This is a genomic window from Paenibacillus prosopidis (assembly GCF_003337375.1).
Taxonomy (GTDB): Bacteria; Bacillota; Bacilli; order Paenibacillales; family Paenibacillaceae; genus Pristimantibacillus; species Pristimantibacillus prosopidis.
In genome coordinates this window covers 1-21779 of record NZ_QPJD01000014.1, presented here as the reverse complement: position 1 = coordinate 21779, position 21779 = coordinate 1, and the positions used below count along the sequence as shown (strand labels likewise).

Below are 21779 nucleotides of genomic sequence, written 5' to 3'. Positions count from 1 at the left end.
TAGGTATGCCATATTTAGGTACTGCTTATGCCATGTATTGGAGCAATTCTAGCAGTCGTTCTAAATCTTGTTTACTATAGTATTGAAGTTCAATTTTACCTTTATCTTTTTGCTGTTTAATCTTTACCGTTGTTTTAAATCGTTCCCGCAATGATTCCTCTAAATGATCAATATAAGGATCACGTTTCTTCTGCTTCGGCTTTGTTTTATCCTCCGGTTGCTTTGTATCGAGCTTCTGAATAGCCTCTTCCAGCTCCCGTACGCTCCACTCCAAAGAAACAATTAGATCTGCCAATTCCTTCTGAACACTTTCATCTTTAACACCAACTAATGCTCTTGCATGTCCCATGGAAATTGTTCCACGTGAAACATTATCTTTTATTTCAGCTGGTAAACTAAGCAGCCGAACAAAGTTTGCAATATGAGATCGGGATTTACCAACCTTCATCGACAATTCTTCTTGTGTCAGCTTAAATTTATCGATAAGCGCTTGATAAGCAATTGCCACTTCTATCGCATTAAGGTCCTCACGCTGCAGGTTTTCGATCAAAGCGATTTCCATCACTTGCTGATCTGTAAACGATCTAACTACAGCAGGTACCGTTGAATTCCCGCAGTATTGCGATGCACGGAAACGTCTCTCCCCTGCTATAATTTCATAACCCTTTAAAACAGTACGTACGATAATAGGTTGAATAACGCCGTGTTGTTTAATCGACTCTGCTAATTCTTTTATGGAATCTTCATCAAATGTTTTCCGTGGCTGATATGGATTCGGTCTCAATTGAGATAATGATATCTCAATGACTTTATCATCGTCATTTACAGAAAGCGATGGAATAAGCGCATCCAGCCCTCTACCTAGCCGCTTGCTCATACATGATCACTTCCTTCGCGAGTTCAAGATAAACTTCTGCACCTTTAGATCGAGGATCGTAAGTGATAATTGCTTGTCCGTGCGATGGCGCTTCACTCAGTCGAACGTTACGCGGAATAATAGTTTGATACACTTTCTGTTGAAAATATTTTTTGACCTCTTCAATAACTTGAATGCCAAGATTCGTTCTTGCATCAAGCATCGTCAGTAGAACGCCTTCAATCTGTAGCGATGTATTCAAATGCTTCTGAACGAGTCGAACCGTGTTCAATAGTTGACTCAAGCCTTCAAGCGCATAATATTCGCATTGAATGGGAATAAGAACAGAATCAGCCGCAGTTAATGAATTGATCGTTAATATACCGAGTGATGGCGGGCAATCAATTAAAATATAATCAAACTGATCTTTAACCATATGCAAAGATTTCTTCAAACGAAGCTCACGAGATATAGTTGGAACTAACTCAATTTCCGCTCCGGCAAGCTGGATCGTAGCTGGGATGATTTTCAATCCAGAAACATTCGTATCTAACATGGCATCTTTGGGATGGACTTCGTTTATAAGCACATCATAAATACAATTGCTTACATCCCCTTTGTTGACACCGAGTCCACTTGTTGTGTTCCCTTGTGGATCAATATCAACTAGTAATACTTTCTTGCCTAGCGATGCTAGACAAGCAGCTAAATTAACAGACGTTGTCGTCTTTCCGACACCGCCCTTCTGATTCGCAATTGCAATAATTTTCGACAAAACCGGCTCACCTCTATGTGTAGTACAACTTTATTATGCTGTTTACATGATGTTATGAAATTAATGAACTTTAGCTATAAATGGCATCGCCGCCCTCAACGAGGACGGCACTTAATAAGTATAATTGGAGCGATTTTTCGATAATTACGCTACTTAATATATCTAATTGTGCACTCTCATTTTATCTTTTCGGGATCTGGATAACAATTTCATAATGGTCATCATGATCCTTTTCATTCGTTTTAATCTGCAATCCCGAGCCAGAGACCATTTCGATAGATTGTCGAATTGTATTAAGTGCCAAACGTACATCTTTAGTAAAAGAAATCCGTTTTGCTTTCTTCAATTTCGTAGATTCTTTCAAAAATGCAATCCTCACTTCGGTTTGCTTAACGTTTAAATCCTTTGCAATAATTTCTTCCAGTACTCTATGCTGCAGTTCTTCACTATCAAGCGATAGTAATGCACGAGCATGCCGTTCTGTAATTTTGCGCTCCATTAAGGCAATTTTAATCGTATCACTAAGCACTAACAATCGCAATTTGTTGGCAATCGTTGATTGGCTTTTGCCTAAACGTTGAGCTAAGCTTTCTTGTGTAAGTTGATGAAGCTCAATTAACTTCTGATAGGCTATCGCTTCTTCTATAGCAGACAACCCTTCTCTTTGAAGGTTTTCAATTAAAGCAATTGAAGCGGTCTGTGAGTCATTAAACTCACGAATAATACCAGGTATAGTCTCGTAACCTAGCTTTGTTACCGCACGCCAACGGCGTTCTCCTGCAATGATTTCATACCTTCCATTGCGCATGCGAACAACGATAGGCTGAATGACACCATGCGTCTTGATCGTTTGGCATAATTCATCTATCCGTTCGTCATCAAAGATCGTTCGAGGCTGAAAGGGACTCGGATCAATTTCATGAATCGGTATTTGCCGAACTTCTTCTTGAGCTATGCGCTGTTCAGCCAAACCGAACAAACGAGAAAATTGTTCTTTCATATCGATAATTACCACCCGATCATGAGATAAACCTTGAAATTAGCTAACCTAAGCGCAACAGCTTTAATGACTATAATCAAAAAGCAACTTATCGCTGTTTAAAATAACCAATCTACAAATGTAAAACTTATAAATGGTCATATTTCGCAAAAGGCAGCTGCAAGGTTTGTGCAATAAACTCGCTTCAGCAGCAAGGTTGGTTAGTGTCCATGACTATGCTTATTTGATAGAACTGTAAAAAATGCAAGCCAATGCTTCTGAGCGAATATCTGTGAGAAAAGTTGTTTGGTAATAACTGAAGTGGCTTCATTTACACAATGGCATCGACCATTTTCTTCACTTACCCATTAAATTCGACTTATGCTAAACGATCTCCTGCTTGACACCTGCTGAGATCACATAATTGTTACATATTATTGTTGCGTCATCAATCATCTTGCTCACAAATAAGTTGTAGATGTTTCACGTGGAACATTATTCAAAGCCATTTATAAAAGCGGTTGTTTAAGAGGAGTTCCCGCTTTTCTCGGATATTTACGAGGCGTAGCATCTGTTTTTTCTATTATTACGATATGACGTTGAGATTGCTCATTAGGAAGCGTTAACTGATGTAGTGATTTAATTTTACCTTTTAGCTCTCGCAAGCTGAATGAAGCTTCTCGAACCTCTTCATCAGATTGTGAGCCTTTCATCGCAGCAAATAGACCACCCTTCCTTACGAATGGCAGACAAAACTCATTCAAGACATTCAGACGAGCAACAGCACGTGCCGTTACTAGGTCATAGCTGTCTCGATGAGCAGGCAATTGAGCAATGTCTTCAGCACGGCCATGTACGCAAACGACTTCATCTAGACCGAGCTGCTCCTTCAGATGAGTAAGAAATTGAATTCTTTTGTTTAATGAATCAACAATCATGACTTGCAAATGTGGAAAGCAAATTTTCAGAGGAATACTTGGGAATCCTGCACCTGAACCAATATCCGCAAGTTTTCGCACGTTACTCATATTTGTGAAAAAAGAAAGAGAAACGGAATCGAAAAAATGCTTTTCATATACAGCATCTCTTTCCGTGATTCCTGTTAAATTCATCTTCTCATTCCATTCAACAAGCAAACGAAAATAAGTGTCAAACTGTTCGAGTTGACCGGAAGAGAGCGGAATCCCGCCCTCCTCCATTCGTTTTATAAACCACTGTAGCGTCTCATCCATATGCTTTAACCTCTCGCTGCTGTTACACGATTATAATGCTCCAAGTATACAAGCAAAATTGAAATATCTGCCGGCGTTACGCCAGCTATACGAGAAGCCTGCCCGATCGATAAAGGTCTGATCAAAGCCAGCTTTTGCTTTGCTTCCGAAGCTAATCCGCGAACATCACTATAATCAATATCATCTGGAATTCGCTTCTTTTCCATTTTGTTCAATCGTTCTACCTGTATGAGCTGCTTCTCGATATAACCGGCATACTTAATTTGAATTTCTACCTGTTCCTTCATTTCCTCCGACATTTCCGGTACGGAAGGGACTACCGTTTCGAGCATCGCATAAGTTACTTCAGGTCGACGCAGTAATGACAAAGCATCCGTGCCGTTTGTCATTGGCGCCGTACCAGCTGATGTTAGCATCTCATTCACTTCATCAGGTTTCACCTTTGTTGCACGTAAACGTTCAATGTCAATTTCAACCAGTTCTTTTTTGCGCAAAAATTTATTGTAACGTTCTTCTGAAATAAGACCAATCTCATAACCGGTAGGCGTTAATCGCAAATCGGCATTATCATGTCGAAGCAACAAACGATATTCCGCACGTGATGTAAGCAATCGGTACGGGTCATTTGTTCCTTTCGTAACTAAATCATCGATCATGACGCCAATATATCCTTCTGATCGGCCAATGATAATCGGTTCTTTCCCTTGTACCTTTCGGGCAGCATTAATACCGGCCATAACGCCCTGTCCTGCTGCTTCTTCATAACCTGATGTTCCGTTAATTTGTCCAGCTGTAAATAAACTGTCAATCACCTTTGTCTCCAATGATGGCCACAGCTGCGTGGGGACAACCGCATCGTATTCAATAGCATATCCGGTACGCATCATCTCAACTTTTTCCAAACCTGGAATAGAACGCAAAATGCCTAATTGCACATCCTCCGGCATACTTGTTGAGAGTCCTTGTACATAATATTCGGCCGTATTTTTGCCTTCCGGCTCTAAGAAAATCTGATGCTTTGGCTTATCAGCGAATCGTACGATTTTATCCTCAATGGACGGGCAATAACGTGGACCTGTTCCTTCGATAGCACCCGAGAACATAGGAGCACGATGCAAATTATCATTTATAATTTTATGCGTTTCTTCAGAAGTATACGTTAACCAGCAAGGCAGCTGTTCATTGTCGGAAGACTCTGTCTCATGGGAGAAAAATTTCGGTTTCTCATCACCTGGTTGAATTTCGGTCTTCGAAAAATCAATGGTATCCTTATGCACACGAGGCGGTGTGCCAGTCTTAAAGCGTACCAGCTCAAGGCCATGCTCCTTCAAGCTTGCCGAAAGTCTTACAGAAGGCTGTTGATTGTTCGGGCCACTTTCGTACATCAGCTCGCCCATAATGATTTTGCCGCGCAAATACGTTCCTGTCGTCACTACGGTTGTACGTGAACGATATTCCGCACCCGATTTCGTTACAATACCTACGCACTTGCCATCCTCGACAATCAGCTCTTCAGCCATACCTTGACGTAAAGTTAAGTGAGGGGTCTCCTCAATCGTCTTTTTCATCAAATGCTGATACGAGAACTTATCTGCTTGCGCGCGCAATGCATGCACAGCCGGTCCTTTTCCCGTATTCAGCATCCTCATTTGAATAAACGTTTTATCGATATTACGTCCCATTTCGCCACCGAGGGCATCAATCTCACGTACAACGTGACCTTTGGCCGGTCCGCCTATTGACGGGTTGCATGGCATAAACGCAACCATATCCAGATTTATTGTGAGAAGTAGCGTCTCACAACCCATACGTGCCGCAGCAAGTGCAGCCTCACAACCCGCATGTCCTGCTCCAATGACAATAACATCATATTCACCAGCAATATATCCCATTGTTCTATTCCCTCCTTTAGGGTTTGTGCAACAAACCTGCAATCGCAAGCATTTGTTTTGGTTTGCGCAGCAAACTTCAACTTCAAACATTAGCTAGGGCTCGCAAGCAATCCTAATTCGACAGCATTTACTAAGATTTGTACAGCAACTTACTTCGACAGCATATGCTAGGATTTGCGCAGCAAACCAAATTATCATAGATTTATTTCCCTAAACAAAATTGAGAAAAAATTTGGTCAATCAACGAATCGCCTGCTTCGTCACCGAGTATTTCACCAAGCGATTCCCAAGCTGTACGGGCATCGATTTGAATGACATCAATAGGTATCCCCATATTCGATGCTTCAATAGCATCTTCAAGTGACTGCTTTGCCCTTTTCAGCAAAGAAATATGCCGAACATTGCTTACATATGTCAAATCGCCCGATTCAAGCTGCCCCTCAAAAAACATTTCGCTTATTGTCCGTTCTAACCGATCAAGCCCTTCTTCCTCAACCACCGACATTCGTACTATCGATTGTGGAGGAAAAGCTTCCTCCACCACTTCTATTTCTAATTGACGCGGCAAGTCAGTCTTATTTACGATAACAATAACGGGTCTGTCCTTCAACTGCTCGAGCAGCTCCCTGTCCTCTACTTGCAGCGGTTCATTATTGTTAAGCACGAATAAGATGAGATCCGCTTCTTCAAGCGCATTCCGCGAACGTTCCACGCCGATTCGCTCAACTACATCGCTCGTTTCCCGAATCCCAGCGGTATCGAGCAATCGAAGCGGAATTCCGTTTAAAGCCACGAACTGTTCAATAACGTCACGCGTCGTTCCCGGTATATCGGTAACGATCGCTTTATTTTCTTGCGTAAGCACGTTCATCAGCGAAGACTTACCTACATTAGGCCTTCCGACAATTGCTGTCACAATGCCCTCTCGTAGTATTTTGCCTTCATTCGCCGTTTTTAGCAAACGCTCTATTTCATAAATGGCTAAGCCGCATTGGTCACGAATATAAGCGCTCGTCATTTCCTCTACGTCATGCTCAGGATAATCAATATTTACTTCTATATGAGCAAGCAGTTCAATGACTGTTTGTCTAAGCACTTTGATCCTTTTCGACAAAACACCCTCCGCCTGCTTACGGGCTACAGAGAAAGCCCTGTCAGATTTTGACCGAATCAAATCAATAACCGCTTCTGCTTGCATAAGATCAATTCGGCCATTAAGGAAAGCACGCTTCGTAAATTCGCCTGGCTCAGCCGTTCGATATCCGTCAAGCTGCAATACAACATCAAGAACCTTCTTCACGGCAATCACGCCGCCATGCGCATTTATCTCAACGACATCTTCAGCGGTGAAGGAGCGCGGCCCGCGCATCAGCGTAACAAGCACCTCTTCCACCTGTTCACCAGTTGAAGGATCAACGATATGGCCATAATGGATAGTGTGCGTATCCGCATCCTTCAAATTTATTTTCGAACGAAAAATACGGGCGATCCCTTCAATCGCATCAGGTCCGCTAACTCGTATAATCGCTATTCCGCCTTCTCCGACTGCTGTCGAAATGGCTGCAATCGTATCGTGTACCATTGGCTGTCAGCACCTCTCAAATGGAAAAACAGCAATGACCATTAAGAGCCATTGCTGCGTATAGCATGTCGATTCATATATATTATTGCGCAAGAGCTTATTGCTTAAGCGCAATGACGACACGCCTGTTCGGCTCGTCGCCTTTACTGAACGTCTTCACTTTAGGGTGGTTCTGCAACTGCGAATGAATGACTTTGCGCTCATGCGGCGACATCGGCTCCAGGACAACCTCTTTCCTGGTGCGAATGACCCGGCCCGCCAAACGTTCTGATAAATCTTCTAACGTCTTGCGGCGGCGCTCCCGAAAATCTTCTGCATCAAGCACGATTCGCAAATGACTGTCTGAGTAACGATTTGCCACAATGTTGACTAAGTACTGTAGTGCATCCAGCGTTTGTCCGCGACGTCCAATCAGCATACCAAGGTCTCCGCTCCCCGAAACGGCCAAATGGATTCCTTCCCTCGTTTGCTTTCGATCGATGTTCACTTGCAGCCCCATTGTACCAGCCACTTCACGGAGAAATTGCTCCGCCTCCATGATTGGATCGGGAATAAGCTCAAGCTCGACTTTCGCTTCCTTTGCGCCAAACAGTCCAAAAAAACCTTTGGAGGGCTGCTCCAGCACAACCGTTCTAACGCGATCTACAGTAACTTGCAATTGTGTTAATCCATTACGTACAGCATCGTCTACCGTCTTCCCTGATGCAACGATTTTCTTCATTTCGCAGGGGCCTCCTTACCCTTGTCAGATGAACGAACGTACAGGAAGTAGTTTTGAACAATCGTGTAGATGTTGCTGTATACCCAATACAGCGGAAGCGCTGCAGGGAAAGAAATTGCCATGACAAAAATAAGCACCGGGAATATCGCCAGCATCATACCCATACCAGGCATCGTTTGCGTTTGTTGCTTCTGCATCATTTTCGATTGAATAAATGTCGTTGCTGCTGCAAGGATTGGAAGAATATAATACGGATCCTTCTCACCGAGCTGAAGCCACAGGAACGTATGCTCTCGGATATCCGGGTTCATGTAAATCGAATTGTAGAGCGCGATAAAAATCGGCATTTGAACAACAAGCGGCAAACATCCCGCCATCGGATTTACTTGATGCGTTTGAAACAGCTTCATTGTTTCCTCTTGCTGCTTCTGCGGATTATCCTTGTACTTCTTCTTGATTTCAGCCATTTGCGGCTGCAGCGCCTGCATTGCCTTCGAGCTGCGGTACTGCTTCAGCGTTAATGGTAAAATTAACGTTCTTACGATGATCGTCAAAAGCAATATAGCAAGTCCGTACGAGTTACCAAACCAATTGGCAAACGTATCGAGCGTAATTGCAAAATAGTAGACGACATTTTTCTCCCAGAAATTACCCTTCAATAAATCAGCGGTTTCTGTCGTCTGGTTTGTAGGAGCGGCACAGCCCGCAAGCAAACCTATCAACAGAACAAGACCAAGCACTAAAAGCCATTTCTTTTTTGTAATCCGAAACAACATTAAAACTCCTCTCTGAGAGCCATTGCATTCAATCTAGACTATACCATAATTTATGGGACAAAGAAACAACGAGCCTGTCCCTGCATCCGCTTTCTTTAATCCGACGTTTACCCTAATTCAAGCACACGAATAAAGCATGCAGAATAGCTTAATCTGCTTGCTTTTCGTTTGAATGACTAATGTTCTTCAGCAAACCGGCTTTCTTCAGCACATGAAGAACGCTCTTCTCCATCTCCTTCATCTTCATCTTCGTTGCAGGCTTTCTTACGATAAGTATGAAGTCGGTTTTGGGAGCAATCCGATTCGCCTGATGGCGAACGATTTCCTTAATCATTCTTCGCATGCGATTGCGCACAACCGCATTTCCTATTTTTTTGCTTGCAGATACACCAAGGCGGAACGGATCCGCGGTTGGCTGCTTCGACCAATAGACGACGAATTGACCGTTCGCAAACGATTTGCCGCCCCGGTATATTCGGCTAAAATCCTCACGGTTACGAAGACGCAATTTTCTATGCACGACTGATGGCCACCGTTCTCTTATTCATCTATCTAGTATCGCCAATAATTACGCAGCTAAGCAGCCTGCGTCTTTACCCTTTATCTGTTTGAGCAAAAAAAAAAGACCACCGGACGTGGTCTTCTGCTTATGCGCTCAGTACTTTTCTTCCTCTTTGACGACGCGCTGCCAAAACTTTACGTCCATTCTTTGTGCTCATCCGTTTGCGGAATCCATGCACTTTCGCGCGTTTGCTTACATTCGGTTTAAATGTAGGTCTCATCGTTCTGCACCTCCTATACTGCGTGTTTCCAATTAAAAAACGCTTTTTACATTAAACCACGCCTGTCATCAAAAGTCAATGGCTGGCTGCCAGGGCCGCTTGTTGGTAAATGTTCTCTCACCAGAGCTGTGGATAAACGCATGAAACAGTCCCGTTTTTAAAAAACTAATAACATGTGCACAATTTAGTAGAGCAACTAACGAACTTTGTCGAAATCTTAACAAGATATAAACAATATGTAGTGGTGTAGATAACTTTTATGCACAAGCAGTTGAGAATGTGGATAAATTATGCGAATTCGTTGAAATATAAGGCGTCTTTTGCTATGATAATTATGTTTTCATTGTGGATTACATCGTTATCGCCTCAGTTTTATCAACAGCCTGTGGATAACATTGTGAACAAACTCATCCCCTATTTATAACTCATTCGCTTATTCTGCGTCATAATGTGGATGCTTTCGTTATAATACCCTGGTTTTCGACAATATTCAGCGTAACTGCGCCCTTAGTGGCGATTTGGATAAGGAGTGACAGTCTGTGGACAGCCATACCTATGATTTATGGCAGCAAGTGTTGTCGATCATCCAGACTAAATTGAGCAAACCGAGCTTTGACACCTGGTTCAAAGCGACGAAGGCTTCTTTTGTCGATGATTCCATGCTTGAAGTAACCGCGCCGACAACATTTGCGGCTGAATGGCTGGAGGGCCGCTATACGAAGCTGATTCGTACGACACTGTTCGAGTTTTTAGGCAGACAGGTCGACGTTCGCTTCTCAATTGAAGAACATAAAAGCGCGGAGCCGGCAATTATGTTTCCGCCAAAAGTGATTCACTCACCGGCCGCCAATGAAGAAACGCATACTCATATGCTTAACCCGAAGTATACGTTTGATACATTCGTTATCGGGGCAAACAACCGCTTTGCGCATGCGGCATCGCTCGCTGTCGCTGAAGCGCCGGCCAAAGCTTATAATCCACTGTTTTTATATGGTGGCGTAGGGCTTGGAAAAACGCACTTAATGCACGCGATCGGCCATTACATCATGGATCACAACCCGAATACGAAGGTTCTTTATATTTCATCCGAGAAGTTTACTAACGAATTCATTAACGCAATCCGCGACAACCGCGGCGAAAGCTTCCGAACGAAATATCGTAATATTGACGTCCTTCTTATAGATGATATTCAATTTCTTGCCGGCAAGGAGCAGACGCAGGAAGAGTTTTTCCATACCTTTAACGCGCTGCACGAGGAAAGGAAGCAAATTGTCATCTCGAGTGACCGGCCTCCTAAAGAAATTCCAACGCTCGAAGAACGGCTGCGGTCTCGCTTTGAATGGGGACTCATTACCGATATCCAGCCTCCGGACCTGGAGACGCGAATTGCGATCCTACGTAAGAAGGCGAGAGCAGAAAACCTTGATATTCCGAACGAAGCGATGATCTATATCGCTAACCAAATCGATACGAACATTCGAGAATTAGAAGGTGCACTTATAAGAGTAGTCGCCTATTCCTCCTTAATAAATGCCGACATTACGTCACATTTGGCTGCCGAAGCGCTTAAAGATATTATCCCTTCCAGCCGGCCGAGAATGATTACGATGCAGGATATTCAAGCCAAGGTCGGTGAGTTCTATGGGCTGCGGTTAGAGGAATTCAAAGCAAGAAAACGCACGAAGGCTGTCGCTTATCCGAGACAAATAGCGATGTACTTATCCCGTGAGCTAACCGACTTCTCTCTTCCGAAAATCGGCGAAGCTTTCGGCGGGCGCGATCATACAACGGTCATCCATGCACATGAGAAAATTACGCAGCAGCTCAAGATTGATCAGGACCTGTACAAAATCATTCAAAACCTGACTGAAAAGATCAAAAATCATATGTGAACAACTAAGCAAGCCTATACACACGCTATGCACATGTGGATAGGCTTGCTTTATCGGTATTCCACTGGGTTATCCACATATTCAGTGCCCCTACTACTACGACTACTAAAAATTATTAAAAAACATCATCAAATAAGTGAAAACGGCTGACGCCTTTTTTAAAAGGCCAAACATCATTCTGCATGATCAGCTATGTGGATGAACCTATATGAACGCTAGGAGTGAAACCATGAAATTATCGATCTCAAAAAATGAATTAAACGATGCCATTCAACAAGTAGCGAAAGCAGCTTCATCCAGACCAGCCATACCGATTCTCGGAGGTATCAAGATCGAAGTAACCCATTTAGGCGTTACACTTACAGCAAGCGATACCGATATATCGATTCAAAGCTTCATTCCTGTCGAACGCGACCAATTCGTTATTGCACATGTGGATAAACCGGGAAGCGTCGTGCTGCCCGCTAAATTTTTTGTCGAAATCGTAAAAAAGCTTCCATCTGATCAAGTTGTTATAGAAGTAAGCAGCTCGTATCAAACGATCATCCGATCCGGTTCCACTGAAATTCAAATGGTCGGCCTCGATCCGGAAGAATTCCCTGTGCTCCCTTCTATTGAACAAAACGAAGTGCTGCAAATGCCCGGCGATTTATTAAAAGCGATGATCAGGCAAACCGTGCTAGCAGCTTCGGTTAGCGAACAAACGCCGATTTTAACAGGTGTGCTATGGAATTTGCTCGAGGGCGAGCTCAAGTTTGTAGCAACAGACCGTCATCGTCTTGCCAGCCGTACTTCGCAAGTAGATACCGACGCTCAATATAAATTTAGCAACGTCGTCATATCAGCGAAGACGCTTATCGAGTTGTCTAAGCTTGTGCCTGAGAATAATTCGCTTGTGGATATCGTAGTTGCGGACAATCAAGTCCTGTTTAAGCTCGGAAATGTTCTGTTCTACACGCGTATACTGGACGGGACTTATCCCGATACTTCTAAAATTATTCCGCAGACGTTCAAAACAGAACTTGTTCTTGATACAAAAAATGTGATGGACGCAATAGACCGTGCTTATTTGATGTCGCGCGAAGAAAAAACGAACATCGTCCGCCTCATGACGCTGGAAGACGGATCTATTGAAATATCATCGAGCTCAACCGAGCTTGGCCGCGTTACCGAGCAGCTTGAAGCACAGGAATTTAACGGTGAACCGCTTCGCATCGCATTTAACTCGAAATACATGCTTGATGTGCTTAAAGTAATCGACAGCGAGCAATTGTTTATCGGCTTTACAGGCGCTATGAGCCCGATTATTATTCGTCCGATGGATCATGCGTACAGCATGTATGTCATCCTGCCTTACCGGACTACCGGCTAAACAGAACTTAAGCGAAGAAAGGAATGAGACGTTCCGATGAAGGAAATCGCCATTCAAACGGAATATATAACGCTCGGTCAGTTTTTGAAGCTGTCCGACTGCATTTCCACTGGGGGGCATGCTAAATTTTTTCTCCAGGAAAGTAAGGTACTCATTAACGGAGAACCGGATAATCGCAGAGGCAGGAAGCTTTATTCCGGCGATAAAGTAGAAGTTGAGGGCTGCGGCGTCTTTACGGTTGGTAAAGCGTAACGCACAAACAGACCGGGAGGTCAAAACGTGTTTCTAACGAGCATACAGCTTCAAAATTATCGTAATTACAGTGAGCTTCAGCTGCAAACGCCCAATAAAGTAAACGTATTTCTAGGTCCGAATGCCCAAGGAAAAACGAATTTGCTGGAAGCGATATTCGTGCTTGCGCTTTCTAAATCGCATCGTACATCGAAGGATAAAGAGCTGATTGGCTGGCAGAACGAGTCGGCTCGTATTGCAGGCGAGGTTGATAAGAAATACGGATCGATCAAGCTCGATTTACATTTTTCCGCTCAAGGCAAGAAAGCCAGGATTAACGGACTCGAGCAGCGCAAACTAAGCGATTTTATCGGATCCGTCAATGTCGTGATGTTCGCGCCGGAAGATCTCGAAATTGTAAAAGGAACGCCGGGCGTACGAAGACGATTTCTCGATATGGAAATCGGACAAGTGCAGCCCGGCTATTTGTATACTCTGCAGCAGTACGGCAAAGTGCTTCAGCAGCGGAATAACTTCTTAAAGGCTGCTAGTCCTGGCGGGGCGAATCAAACAATGTTAGATGTGTGGAATATGCAGCTAGCCGAGCATGGTGTTAAAATTATGAAAAAAAGGCAACACTTTATTCATAAATTACAAACGTATGCGGAACAAATTCATGCGGGTATAACGAACGGCGCCGAGAAGCTGACTATTGAGTACCGTCCTTCGTTCGATACGGACGCTCAGCAAGATGAATCTGTTTTATTTAATCAATTTATGATAAAGTTAACACAGGTGAAAGATCAGGAGATTCGCAGAGGCATAACACTCGTGGGACCTCATCGCGACGATTTGGCGTTTTTTATTAACGGCAAGGAAGCGCAAATATTCGGCTCACAGGGACAGCAGCGAACGACGGCCTTATCTTTAAAATTAGCAGAAATAGAGCTCATTAACGAAGAAATCGGAGAATATCCGCTTTTGCTGCTTGACGATGTGCTGTCGGAACTCGACCAGAATCGTCAAACGCAGCTAATTGAGACATTTCAAAGCAAAGTACAAACATTTATTACAACAACCGGCCTTGAAAGCGTGAACGTGGGCAAGCTTCAGGATGCCGGTATCTACCATGTGCAAGACGGCCGGGTGACACGTTAAGGTGCGAATAGGAGAGGTGAAGCGGAGGACATGTACATCCATTTGGGCGGCGAGAAAATTATTCGGGCTGCGGAGCTGGTGGCCATTTTTGATATTTCAATCGAGCAATCCTCTAAACTATCCAAGCAATTCGTTGCTGGGGCACGCAAGCGTAAGGACGTCGAAACGATAGGCGAGGAAGAGCCTAAATCAATCGTTGTGACGAAGCAAAAAATATATTATTCGCCAATATCATCCTCTACGTTAAAGAAACGAGCACATCATTTTGCGGCGAATGGATAGAGTGAAGGCGATCAGGAAGAGCAGTTGAGAGGAGCAGTGAACTTGCATGTCTTTGGAACAGCATACGTATGACGAGAGTCAGATACAGGTCCTGGAAGGATTAGAAGCGGTACGCAAACGTCCGGGGATGTATATTGGCTCCACTAGTGGCAAAGGTCTTCACCATCTCGTTTGGGAGGTAGTCGATAACAGTATTGACGAGGCTTTGGCCGGTTATTGCTCGAAAATCCAAGTTATCGTCCATGAGAATAACAGCGTTACCGTTATCGATAACGGACGCGGTATTCCGGTAGGCGAGAATGCGAAACTGAAAAAATCCACGTTAGAAGTCGTTATGACTGTATTGCATGCGGGAGGCAAGTTCGGCGGCGAGGGCTATAAAGTATCCGGCGGCTTGCACGGAGTTGGCGTATCGGTCGTGAACGCGCTGTCCGAGCTCGTCATTGTCCAGGTTAAGCGCGAAGGCCATATTTTTCAGCAAGAATACCGTAAAGGCGCTCCGCAATATGATATCAAAGTTATCGGCGACACGGATGAGACGGGAACGCAGGTTACGTTTACGCCAGATCCTGAAATTTTTACGGAAACGACTGTTTACGATTATGAGACGCTGCAATCGCGTATCCGCGAGCTGGCGTTTTTAAATAAAGGCATTGAAATTGTGCTCTCCGACGAGCGGACCGGTGTGTCCAATTCGTTCAAATATGAGGGCGGGATTAACGAATTCGTTAAATATTTGAATCGTAACCGCGAAGCGCTTCATGAAATGCCGATTTATGTAGAGGGAGCTAAGGATCATATCCATGTAGAGGTCGCTCTGCAATACAATGACAGCTACAGTGAAAACATTTACTCGTTTGCCAACAACATTAATACGCATGAAGGCGGTACGCACGAATCAGGCTTCAAGAGCGCACTGACGCGTATCATTAACGATTATGCCCGTAAGATGAACTTGATTAAGGATAACGATTCGAACTTCTCTGGTGACGATGTGCGCGAAGGATTGACGGCGATTATTTCCGTGAAAATACCAGAGCCGCAATTCGAAGGTCAGACGAAGACTAAGCTCGGCAACAGTGAAGTACGGGGGATTGTTGAGTCATTTTTTGCTGAGAAACTAACCGAATTTCTGGATGAGAACCCATCGGTGTCCCGGAAAATCGTAGAGAAAGGCTTACAAGCAGCAAGAGCCCGCGAAGCAGCCCGCAAAGCGCGTGAGCTGACCCGCCGTAAAAGTGCTCTCGAGGTCGGTTCTTTACCGGGTAAGCTTGCCGACTGCTCGTCCAAAGATGCATCCATCAGTGAGCTGTATATCGTTGAGGGTGACTCGGCCGGCGGCTCTGCAAAGCAAGGGCGCGACCGTCACTTCCAGGCCATTTTGCCGCTGCGCGGTAAAATTTTAAACGTAGAGAAAGCAAGGTTAGACCGAATTTTGGGCAATGCGGAAATCCGGGCGATTATTACGGCGCTTGGTACCGGTATTAGCGATGATTTCGATTTGTCCAAAGCACGCTACCATAAAATCATTATTATGACGGATGCTGACGTCGACGGCGCACATATTCGTACGTTGATGCTCACTTTCTTCTACCGCTACATGCGCCAAATTATTGATGCGGGATATATTTACATTGCACAGCCGCCGCTCTTCAAAATTGAACGTAATAAGGTTATTCGCTACGCGCAAACAGAGAAGGAACGCGATAGAATTATTGCTGAGTTTGGCGAGGGCGTGAAGGTAAACGTCCAACGTTATAAAGGATTGGGCGAGATGAACGCTACTCAGCTGTGGGAAACGACTATGGATCCTGAAAGCCGTACGATGCTGCAGGTAACGATTGAGGATGCGATTGAAGCGGATGTCGTGTTTGATACGCTAATGGGCGATAATGTTGAACCGCGCCGTGATTTCATTCAAAAGTATGCGAGATATGTAACGAACCTGGATTTTTAAAGGCATGCTCGATAACGTTAAACAGCCGTCCATTATGGACGGCTGCTTCTTTTTTTGTACCTGCCGTATGCTCTGGCATATCGATAGATTTTTTGGAAAACGCTTTGGTCAGAAAGCTTGCGGAAGATGAATGGATCAGGGGATGTGTTTACTTCAAGAATCCACGGATGAAGCTTCGTATCTATCGCAATATCAACGCCGAGTTCCTTGAGGTTCGGATAAGCGGTTTGCAATTGAAGAGCTATCGAAATGCTAAGCTTCCTTAACTTGTTTTTGAATACGGCGAGATCAGAAGAGGATACATGATCGGTCATGAGCCGTTCGACGGCCATCGGTGTCCCTCCGCTATGGTAATTCGTAACGATTTTTTCAGGGTGGGCCAGTCTCCCGATAATGCCGGTAACTTCCCATTCATTGCTTAAGTTTTTTTGAACCATCACGCGTATATCGAAGCGGCGTTTCTGATGGCGAAGCAGATGAATCCCTTTCTGGACGAGGTAGCGCCGTTTCTTTATTTGACGAACAAGCTTTTGGTAGAGCTTCTCAAAGGTCGAATAGAACCGGATTGACTTTTCTAGTTGATAGCGGTATCCGAGTGAAGGAACAGTTGTCCGTTCCACACGAATAACACCATTGCCGGCTGTGCCGCTAATAGGCTTCACATAGACCATCCCGTATTCATTCAGCATCGATTTAATGCTACTGCGGCTGAACAGCTTCGTTTTAGGCATATGTTGGCGCAAATTATCCGATTCTAATATGACATTCGTTTTCGCCCACTTGCTACTAACGCGTTGAATGCTCAACGTTGTTTCTCCTCTCGCAGTCGTTGTTTAGACTATAATGGTTTCAAATGATGCAGGAGACAGACTTGGGATTGAGTGGTATAATGAAAGTTGGGTCTGTTTATTTTATGGCATTTTTTCGTGTATGGAGAGCGGTGATTCACCTATTTTTGGTGATTCATGATGAGATATTCACGAGAATTGCAAAAGCATGAGCAGAGAAGGTTTATATGCCTGTTTTTTGTGAAAGTAATATAATGGTTATACTGATTAAGAGTAGCGATAGATGGCTTCAAGGAGGTAAAACATGGCGGATGAACAACGTATATCTATAAGAGATCGGGATATTGGTACAGAGATGCGAGATTCATTTATGGAATACGCAATGAGTATCATTGTAAGCCGTGCTCTACCCGATGTTAGGGACGGTTTGAAGCCGGTGCATCGGCGTATTTTATTTGCGATGTCGGAGCTTGGCATGTCACCGGACAAGCCGCATAAGAAATCGGCGAGAATCGTAGGAGAGGTAATCGGTAAGTACCATCCCCACGGTGATTCGGCTGTATATGAATCGATGGTTAGGATGGCACAAGATTTCTCCATGCGTTATATGCTCGTTGATGGACATGGGAACTTCGGTTCGGTCGATGGAGACTTTGCAGCAGCCATGCGGTATACGGAAGCGCGTCTTTCGAAAATTGCAATGGAATTACTGCGTGATATCAACAAAGAAACGATAGATTTCGCGCCGAACTACGATGGCGAAGAGTCAGAGCCTGTTGTGTTGCCGGCACGGTATCCTAACCTGCTCGTAAACGGTGTTACAGGTATTGCCGTCGGTATGGCAACAAATATTCCGCCGCATAACCTTAACGAAGTAATTGATGGTGTCCAAGCGTTAATTCGCAACCCGGATATTACGCCTTTAGAGCTTATGGATTATATAAAAGGTCCCGATTTCCCAACAGCAGGTTTTGTTATGGGCCGCCAAGGCATTCGTCAAGCCTATTTGACAGGCCGTGGCTCGGTAACGATGCGAGCTCGTGCGACAATCGAAGAGAACGGCGGCAAAGCGCGCATTATTGTGCATGAGCTTCCATATCAGGTCATTAAAGCACGTCTTGTTGAGAAGATCGCCGAGCTTGTACGTGAGAAAAAGATTGAGGGCATTACCGATTTGCGTGACGAATCCGACCGCAACGGCATGCGTGTTGTTATAGAACTGCGACGGGACGTAACTCCGAGTGTCGTGCTGAACAATTTATACAAGCATACACAATTGCAATCAAACTTTGGTATTAACATGCTGGCACTCGTAAATGGCGAGCCTAAGACGCTTAACCTACGTGACATGCTTTACCATTATTTGCAGCATCAAATCGAGGTTATTCGACGCCGTACCGAATACGATCTGAAGAAGGCAGAAGCGCGGGCGCATATTTTGGAAGGTCTGCGAATTGCGCTTGACCATTTGGATGAAGTTATTGCTTTAATTCGTGCTTCCCAGACAACAGATGAGGCGCGTGAAGGATTAATCGCAAGATTCTCTCTCAGCCATGAACAGGCGCAAGCGATTTTGGATATGCGTTTGCAGCGTCTGACTGGACTGGAACGAGACAAAATAGAAGCCGAATACGCAGAGCTTATGCGGAAAATTGCTGAATATAAGGCCATTCTTGCCGATGAGCAGCTTGTGCTTGATATTATTAGCACCGAGCTTGCTGAGGTACAGGAAAGATTCGGCGATGAGCGCCGCACAGAGCTTATGGCGAGTGATGAAGAGATTTTGGACGAGGATTTGATTCCTCGTGAGGACGTCATCATCTCGATTACACATTCTGGCTACATTAAGCGTCTGCCAGTTACAACCTATCGCAGCCAGAAGCGGGGCGGTAAAGGCGTAGTCGGCATGGGTACAAAAGAAGATGATTTTGTCGAGCATCTGTTTGTATCCAATACGCATCATTATCTATTGTTCTTTACGAACAAAGGTAAGGTGTATAAGCTCAAGGCCTATGAAATTCCGGATCTTAGCCGTACCGCACGCGGAACGCCGATCATTAACCTGATTCAGATCGAACAGGGTGAGACGATTAATGCGGTTATTCCGGTAAAAGATTTCGATTCTGAGCACTTCTTGTTCTTTGCTACAAGACAAGGGGTTGTGAAGAAGACGCCGCTTGACGACTATGTCAACATTCGTAAAGTCGGATTAATCGCCATCTCGCTGCGCGAGGATGATGATTTAATCGGCGTGAAGCTGACAGACGGCAACCAAGAAATCATCATGGGAACGGCGCAAGGGATGTCGATCCGCTACTCCGAGCAGGATGTTCGTTCAATGGGACGTTCGGCTACCGGGGTGAAGGGCATTCAGCTTGATGATGATGACACGGTTATCGATATGGACGTTATCGTACCGGACAAAGATATTCTTATCGTAACGTCGAAAGGATATGGAAAGCGGACCCCAGTGGCTGATTACCGTATTCAAAATCGCGGCGGTAAAGGTATTAAGACGCTTAACGTAACCGATAAGAACGGTCCAATCGTTTCCCTCAAGGTTGTTGAGAATGATGAGGATTTAATGATTATGACAGCTTCCGGTACGATGATTCGTACTAGTATGGAAGGCATATCGACGATGGGCCGCAATACGCAAGGCGTGAGACTCATTAATACACGTGAGGACGACACGGTAGCAACTGTCACTCGGGTGGCGCGCAGCGAAGACAATGAGGCATTGGAAGATAATGAAGAGTCAGACAGCGGCGAAACACCAGTAGAATAACACAAAGCGTTAACAACTGACGCCGCCCTTTGGCGGCGCAGTTTACGTTTCGCAGTGAAATATAAACAAGGTATTTATATAATGCTCCGTCAGCTAAAAAAAATCAGGCATAGGGGAGAGGACACACGTGGCAGCGGTAACGTTATCACATCTTAAGCTAGGCGATAAAATTGGTGAAGATGTCCTCACCCCGCTTGGCGGTATATTATTTCAGAAGGGTAAGATCATTACTCCGAAGGAAATAGAAATTTTACAAGCATTTCTTGTTCAAAACGTTATTGTTGAAGCAAGCAGCGCATCGAATAAATCGAATGAGGATACCGTCGAAGAGCCGGTACAGGAGACGGCCCCTCTGGTTGTCGATTCTGATCTTCATAAGGAATATGACAAGATGCTTGAGGTATTGCGGCAAGTATTCAACTCATTCGTTGCAGGACAAGGCATGCCAGTTATGGATATTCGGAAGCAGCTGGAGAAGCTGCTTGAGCATGTTAAGAGCTACAATGTACTGACGTTTATACCCCGTCGGTTTACGGAGCGCGATTATTTGCTTCATAACGGTATCACATCAGCATTAACTTCATATCTTATTGCACAGTGGACAGGTTTCCCTCAAAAGGATTGGATGCAGCTTGCATTTGCCGGTTTACTGCACGATATAGGAAACGTAAGGATCGACAAGGCCATTTTATCGAAGCCGAACGCGTTATCTGCAGAAGAGAAAGAAGAAATGAAACGTCATACCGTTCTAGGGTATCAATTACTGAAAAATGTAGCTGCTTTAAATGATGGGGTCAAAATGGCCGCACTCCAGCATCATGAGAAGGTCGATGGAACAGGCTATCCACTTGGCATAGACGCAACGAAAATACATCCTTACGCCAAAATCGTAGCTATTGCCGATATATTTCATGCAATGACCTTGAACAAGGCGTATCGCAAAGCGGCATCTCCTTATTTGGTACTGGAGCAGATTCAGAGCGATGCTTTCGGCAAGCTGGATCCAGCCTATGTAAGCACCTTTGTCGAGAAGGCAACCCAGTTCCATAATGGAATCGTAGTAAGACTTAGCGATGAACGTATTGGAGAAATTGTTTTTACTGATCGTACTCATCTCACCAGACCTTGGGTATCGATCAATGGAACGATCGTCAACCTGACAGTTGAGCGACATCTTCACATTAAAGAAGTACTGAAATAAAAGTGAAATCTGCTGCACTTGATGTGTTACGAAACGGTGAGGTAAATCTGGATCGCTTTGAGGCTGTAATGAGCCTAAAGCGAAATTAGATTGATCTCACTGTTTTTTTATTAAATGGCGTATAAAATAAGTTTTTGAAAAAAAGAATAAAAAAAGTACTTGCATTCATATAGGCGAACGTGATATATTATCTAAGTCGCCGCTGAAACACACACGGTTGATGCGAAAGAAAAGATTGTTCTTTGAAAACTGAACAACGAGTGAAACTGCCCCGCAAATCCTAACGGATGAGCGGAAAAAGCGATAAAAAGTATTGAGCAATCAAACACCAATTTGGAGAGTTTGATCCTGGCTCAGGACGAACGCTGGCGGCGTGCCTAATACATGCAAGTCGAGCGGATCTTATCCTTCGGGATAAGATTAGCGGCGGACGGGTGAGTAACACGTAGGTAACCTGCCCGTAAGACTGGGATAACATTCGGAAACGAATGCTAATACCGGATACACAGCTTGGT

General features: G+C 44.4%; 19 protein-coding genes and 1 rRNA gene. 9 read left to right on the top strand and 11 right to left on the bottom strand.

Annotated features, from left to right (window positions below; all coding sequences use genetic code 11):
- Positions 1-25: 25 nt before the first annotated feature.
- From DFP97_RS20865 to rpmH, 10 genes are all read right to left on the bottom strand, one after another.
- Complete coding sequence (locus DFP97_RS20865; protein ID WP_114382130.1) at positions 26-877, bottom strand: ParB/RepB/Spo0J family partition protein; 852 nt, start codon at positions 875-877, stop codon at positions 26-28.
- Positions 858-1631: a ParA family protein gene (locus DFP97_RS20860; protein ID WP_114382129.1), complete on the bottom strand. Its 774-nt coding sequence runs from the start codon at positions 1629-1631 to the stop codon at positions 858-860. The genes DFP97_RS20865 and DFP97_RS20860 overlap by 20 nt, the downstream gene beginning before the upstream one ends.
- Before the next feature lie 181 nt (positions 1632-1812).
- Positions 1813-2631 (bottom strand): nucleoid occlusion protein, encoded by an 819-nt coding sequence (noc, locus tag DFP97_RS20855; protein WP_114382128.1) that lies wholly within the window; start codon positions 2629-2631, stop codon positions 1813-1815.
- A 488-nt stretch (positions 2632-3119) separates the two neighbouring features.
- Complete coding sequence (gene rsmG, locus DFP97_RS20850) at positions 3120-3842, bottom strand: 16S rRNA (guanine(527)-N(7))-methyltransferase RsmG (RefSeq protein ID WP_114382127.1); 723 nt, start codon at positions 3840-3842, stop codon at positions 3120-3122.
- A 5-nt stretch (positions 3843-3847) separates the two neighbouring features.
- A complete protein-coding gene (gene mnmG, locus DFP97_RS20845) occupies positions 3848-5734 on the bottom strand; it encodes a tRNA uridine-5-carboxymethylaminomethyl(34) synthesis enzyme MnmG (protein ID WP_114382126.1) in 1887 nt (628 codons plus the stop codon).
- A gap of 202 nt (positions 5735-5936) precedes the next feature.
- A complete protein-coding gene (mnmE, locus tag DFP97_RS20840) occupies positions 5937-7316 on the bottom strand; it encodes a tRNA uridine-5-carboxymethylaminomethyl(34) synthesis GTPase MnmE (protein WP_114382125.1) in 1380 nt (459 codons plus the stop codon).
- Positions 7317-7413: 97 nt separating this feature from the next.
- Complete coding sequence (jag, locus tag DFP97_RS20835) at positions 7414-8037, bottom strand: RNA-binding cell elongation regulator Jag/EloR (RefSeq protein WP_114382124.1); 624 nt, start codon at positions 8035-8037, stop codon at positions 7414-7416.
- Positions 8034-8813, bottom strand: a complete 780-nt coding sequence (locus DFP97_RS20830) for a YidC/Oxa1 family membrane protein insertase (RefSeq protein WP_114382123.1) — start codon at positions 8811-8813, stop codon at positions 8034-8036. The genes jag and DFP97_RS20830 overlap by 4 nt, the downstream gene beginning before the upstream one ends.
- Positions 8814-8961: 148 nt before the next feature.
- The gene (gene rnpA / locus DFP97_RS20825) at positions 8962-9333 is read right to left on the bottom strand and encodes a ribonuclease P protein component (RefSeq protein ID WP_114382122.1); all 372 of its coding nucleotides are present in this window, start codon (positions 9331-9333) and stop codon (positions 8962-8964) included.
- A gap of 127 nt (positions 9334-9460) precedes the next feature.
- On the bottom strand, positions 9461-9595 hold the full coding sequence (gene rpmH / locus DFP97_RS20820) for a 50S ribosomal protein L34 (protein ID WP_084134421.1): 135 nt from the start codon (positions 9593-9595) through the stop codon (positions 9461-9463).
- 539 nt (positions 9596-10134) lie between these two features.
- Here rpmH and dnaA point away from each other — a divergent pair.
- The 6 genes from dnaA to gyrB all read left to right on the top strand — a co-directional run bounded on the left by dnaA (position 10135) and on the right by gyrB (position 16487).
- Positions 10135-11487 carry a chromosomal replication initiator protein DnaA gene (gene dnaA / locus DFP97_RS20815; RefSeq protein ID WP_114382121.1) on the top strand — a complete coding sequence of 451 codons (1353 nt, stop codon included), beginning with the start codon at positions 10135-10137 and terminating at the stop codon, positions 11485-11487.
- 229 nt (positions 11488-11716) lie between these two features.
- On the top strand, positions 11717-12859 hold the full coding sequence (gene dnaN, locus DFP97_RS20810) for a DNA polymerase III subunit beta (RefSeq protein ID WP_114382120.1): 1143 nt from the start codon (positions 11717-11719) through the stop codon (positions 12857-12859).
- A gap of 36 nt (positions 12860-12895) precedes the next feature.
- Positions 12896-13111 carry a S4 domain-containing protein YaaA gene (gene yaaA, locus DFP97_RS20805; RefSeq protein WP_114382119.1) on the top strand — a complete coding sequence of 72 codons (216 nt, stop codon included), beginning with the start codon at positions 12896-12898 and terminating at the stop codon, positions 13109-13111.
- A 27-nt stretch (positions 13112-13138) separates the two neighbouring features.
- On the top strand, positions 13139-14248 hold the full coding sequence (gene recF / locus DFP97_RS20800) for a DNA replication/repair protein RecF (protein WP_114382118.1): 1110 nt from the start codon (positions 13139-13141) through the stop codon (positions 14246-14248).
- Positions 14249-14278: 30 nt separating this feature from the next.
- Positions 14279-14530 (top strand): extracellular matrix regulator RemB, encoded by a 252-nt coding sequence (remB, locus tag DFP97_RS20795; protein ID WP_012772007.1) that lies wholly within the window; start codon positions 14279-14281, stop codon positions 14528-14530.
- A gap of 46 nt (positions 14531-14576) precedes the next feature.
- Positions 14577-16487 (top strand): DNA topoisomerase (ATP-hydrolyzing) subunit B, encoded by a 1911-nt coding sequence (gene gyrB / locus DFP97_RS20790; protein ID WP_114382117.1) that lies wholly within the window; start codon positions 14577-14579, stop codon positions 16485-16487.
- Positions 16488-16519: 32 nt separating this feature from the next.
- Here the strand turns inward: gyrB and DFP97_RS20785 are convergent, their stop codons facing one another.
- On the bottom strand, positions 16520-17293 hold the full coding sequence (locus tag DFP97_RS20785) for a YheC/YheD family protein (RefSeq protein ID WP_114382116.1): 774 nt from the start codon (positions 17291-17293) through the stop codon (positions 16520-16522).
- Positions 17294-17579: 286 nt separating this feature from the next.
- On the opposite strand from DFP97_RS20785, the gene gyrA reads away from it, so the two are divergent.
- The 3 genes from gyrA to DFP97_RS20770 all read left to right on the top strand — a co-directional run.
- Positions 17580-20063 carry a DNA gyrase subunit A gene (gene gyrA, locus DFP97_RS20780; RefSeq protein WP_114382115.1) on the top strand — a complete coding sequence of 828 codons (2484 nt, stop codon included), beginning with the start codon at positions 17580-17582 and terminating at the stop codon, positions 20061-20063.
- 127 nt (positions 20064-20190) lie between these two features.
- Positions 20191-21264, top strand: a complete 1074-nt coding sequence (locus DFP97_RS20775; protein ID WP_114382114.1) for an HD-GYP domain-containing protein — start codon at positions 20191-20193, stop codon at positions 21262-21264.
- 330 nt (positions 21265-21594) lie between these two features.
- A 16S ribosomal RNA gene (locus DFP97_RS20770) occupies positions 21595-21779 on the top strand; the annotation flags it as partial.

Excerpts from the sequence above, each read along its gene's own strand:
- mnmE (WP_114382125.1), bottom strand. The coding sequence starts at position 7,316 with ATGGTACACGATACGATTGCAGCCATTTCGACAGCAGTCGGAGAAGGC.
- dnaN (WP_114382120.1), top strand. The coding sequence starts at position 11,717 with ATGAAATTATCGATCTCAAAAAATGAATTAAACGATGCCATTCAACAA.
- rsmG (WP_114382127.1), bottom strand. The coding sequence starts at position 3,842 with ATGGATGAGACGCTACAGTGGTTTATAAAACGAATGGAGGAGGGCGGG.
- DFP97_RS20830 (WP_114382123.1), bottom strand. The coding sequence starts at position 8,813 with ATGTTGTTTCGGATTACAAAAAAGAAATGGCTTTTAGTGCTTGGTCTT.
- remB (WP_012772007.1), top strand. The coding sequence starts at position 14,279 with ATGTACATCCATTTGGGCGGCGAGAAAATTATTCGGGCTGCGGAGCTG.
- DFP97_RS20865 (WP_114382130.1), bottom strand. The coding sequence starts at position 877 with ATGAGCAAGCGGCTAGGTAGAGGGCTGGATGCGCTTATTCCATCGCTT.
- mnmG (WP_114382126.1), bottom strand. The coding sequence starts at position 5,734 with ATGGGATATATTGCTGGTGAATATGATGTTATTGTCATTGGAGCAGGA.
- noc (WP_114382128.1), bottom strand. The coding sequence starts at position 2,631 with ATGAAAGAACAATTTTCTCGTTTGTTCGGTTTGGCTGAACAGCGCATA.
- rpmH (WP_084134421.1), bottom strand. The coding sequence starts at position 9,595 with ATGAGACCTACATTTAAACCGAATGTAAGCAAACGCGCGAAAGTGCAT.
- gyrB (WP_114382117.1), top strand. The coding sequence starts at position 14,577 with ATGTCTTTGGAACAGCATACGTATGACGAGAGTCAGATACAGGTCCTG.
- jag (WP_114382124.1), bottom strand. The coding sequence starts at position 8,037 with ATGAAGAAAATCGTTGCATCAGGGAAGACGGTAGACGATGCTGTACGT.
- yaaA (WP_114382119.1), top strand. The coding sequence starts at position 12,896 with ATGAAGGAAATCGCCATTCAAACGGAATATATAACGCTCGGTCAGTTT.
- gyrA (WP_114382115.1), top strand. The coding sequence starts at position 17,580 with ATGGCGGATGAACAACGTATATCTATAAGAGATCGGGATATTGGTACA.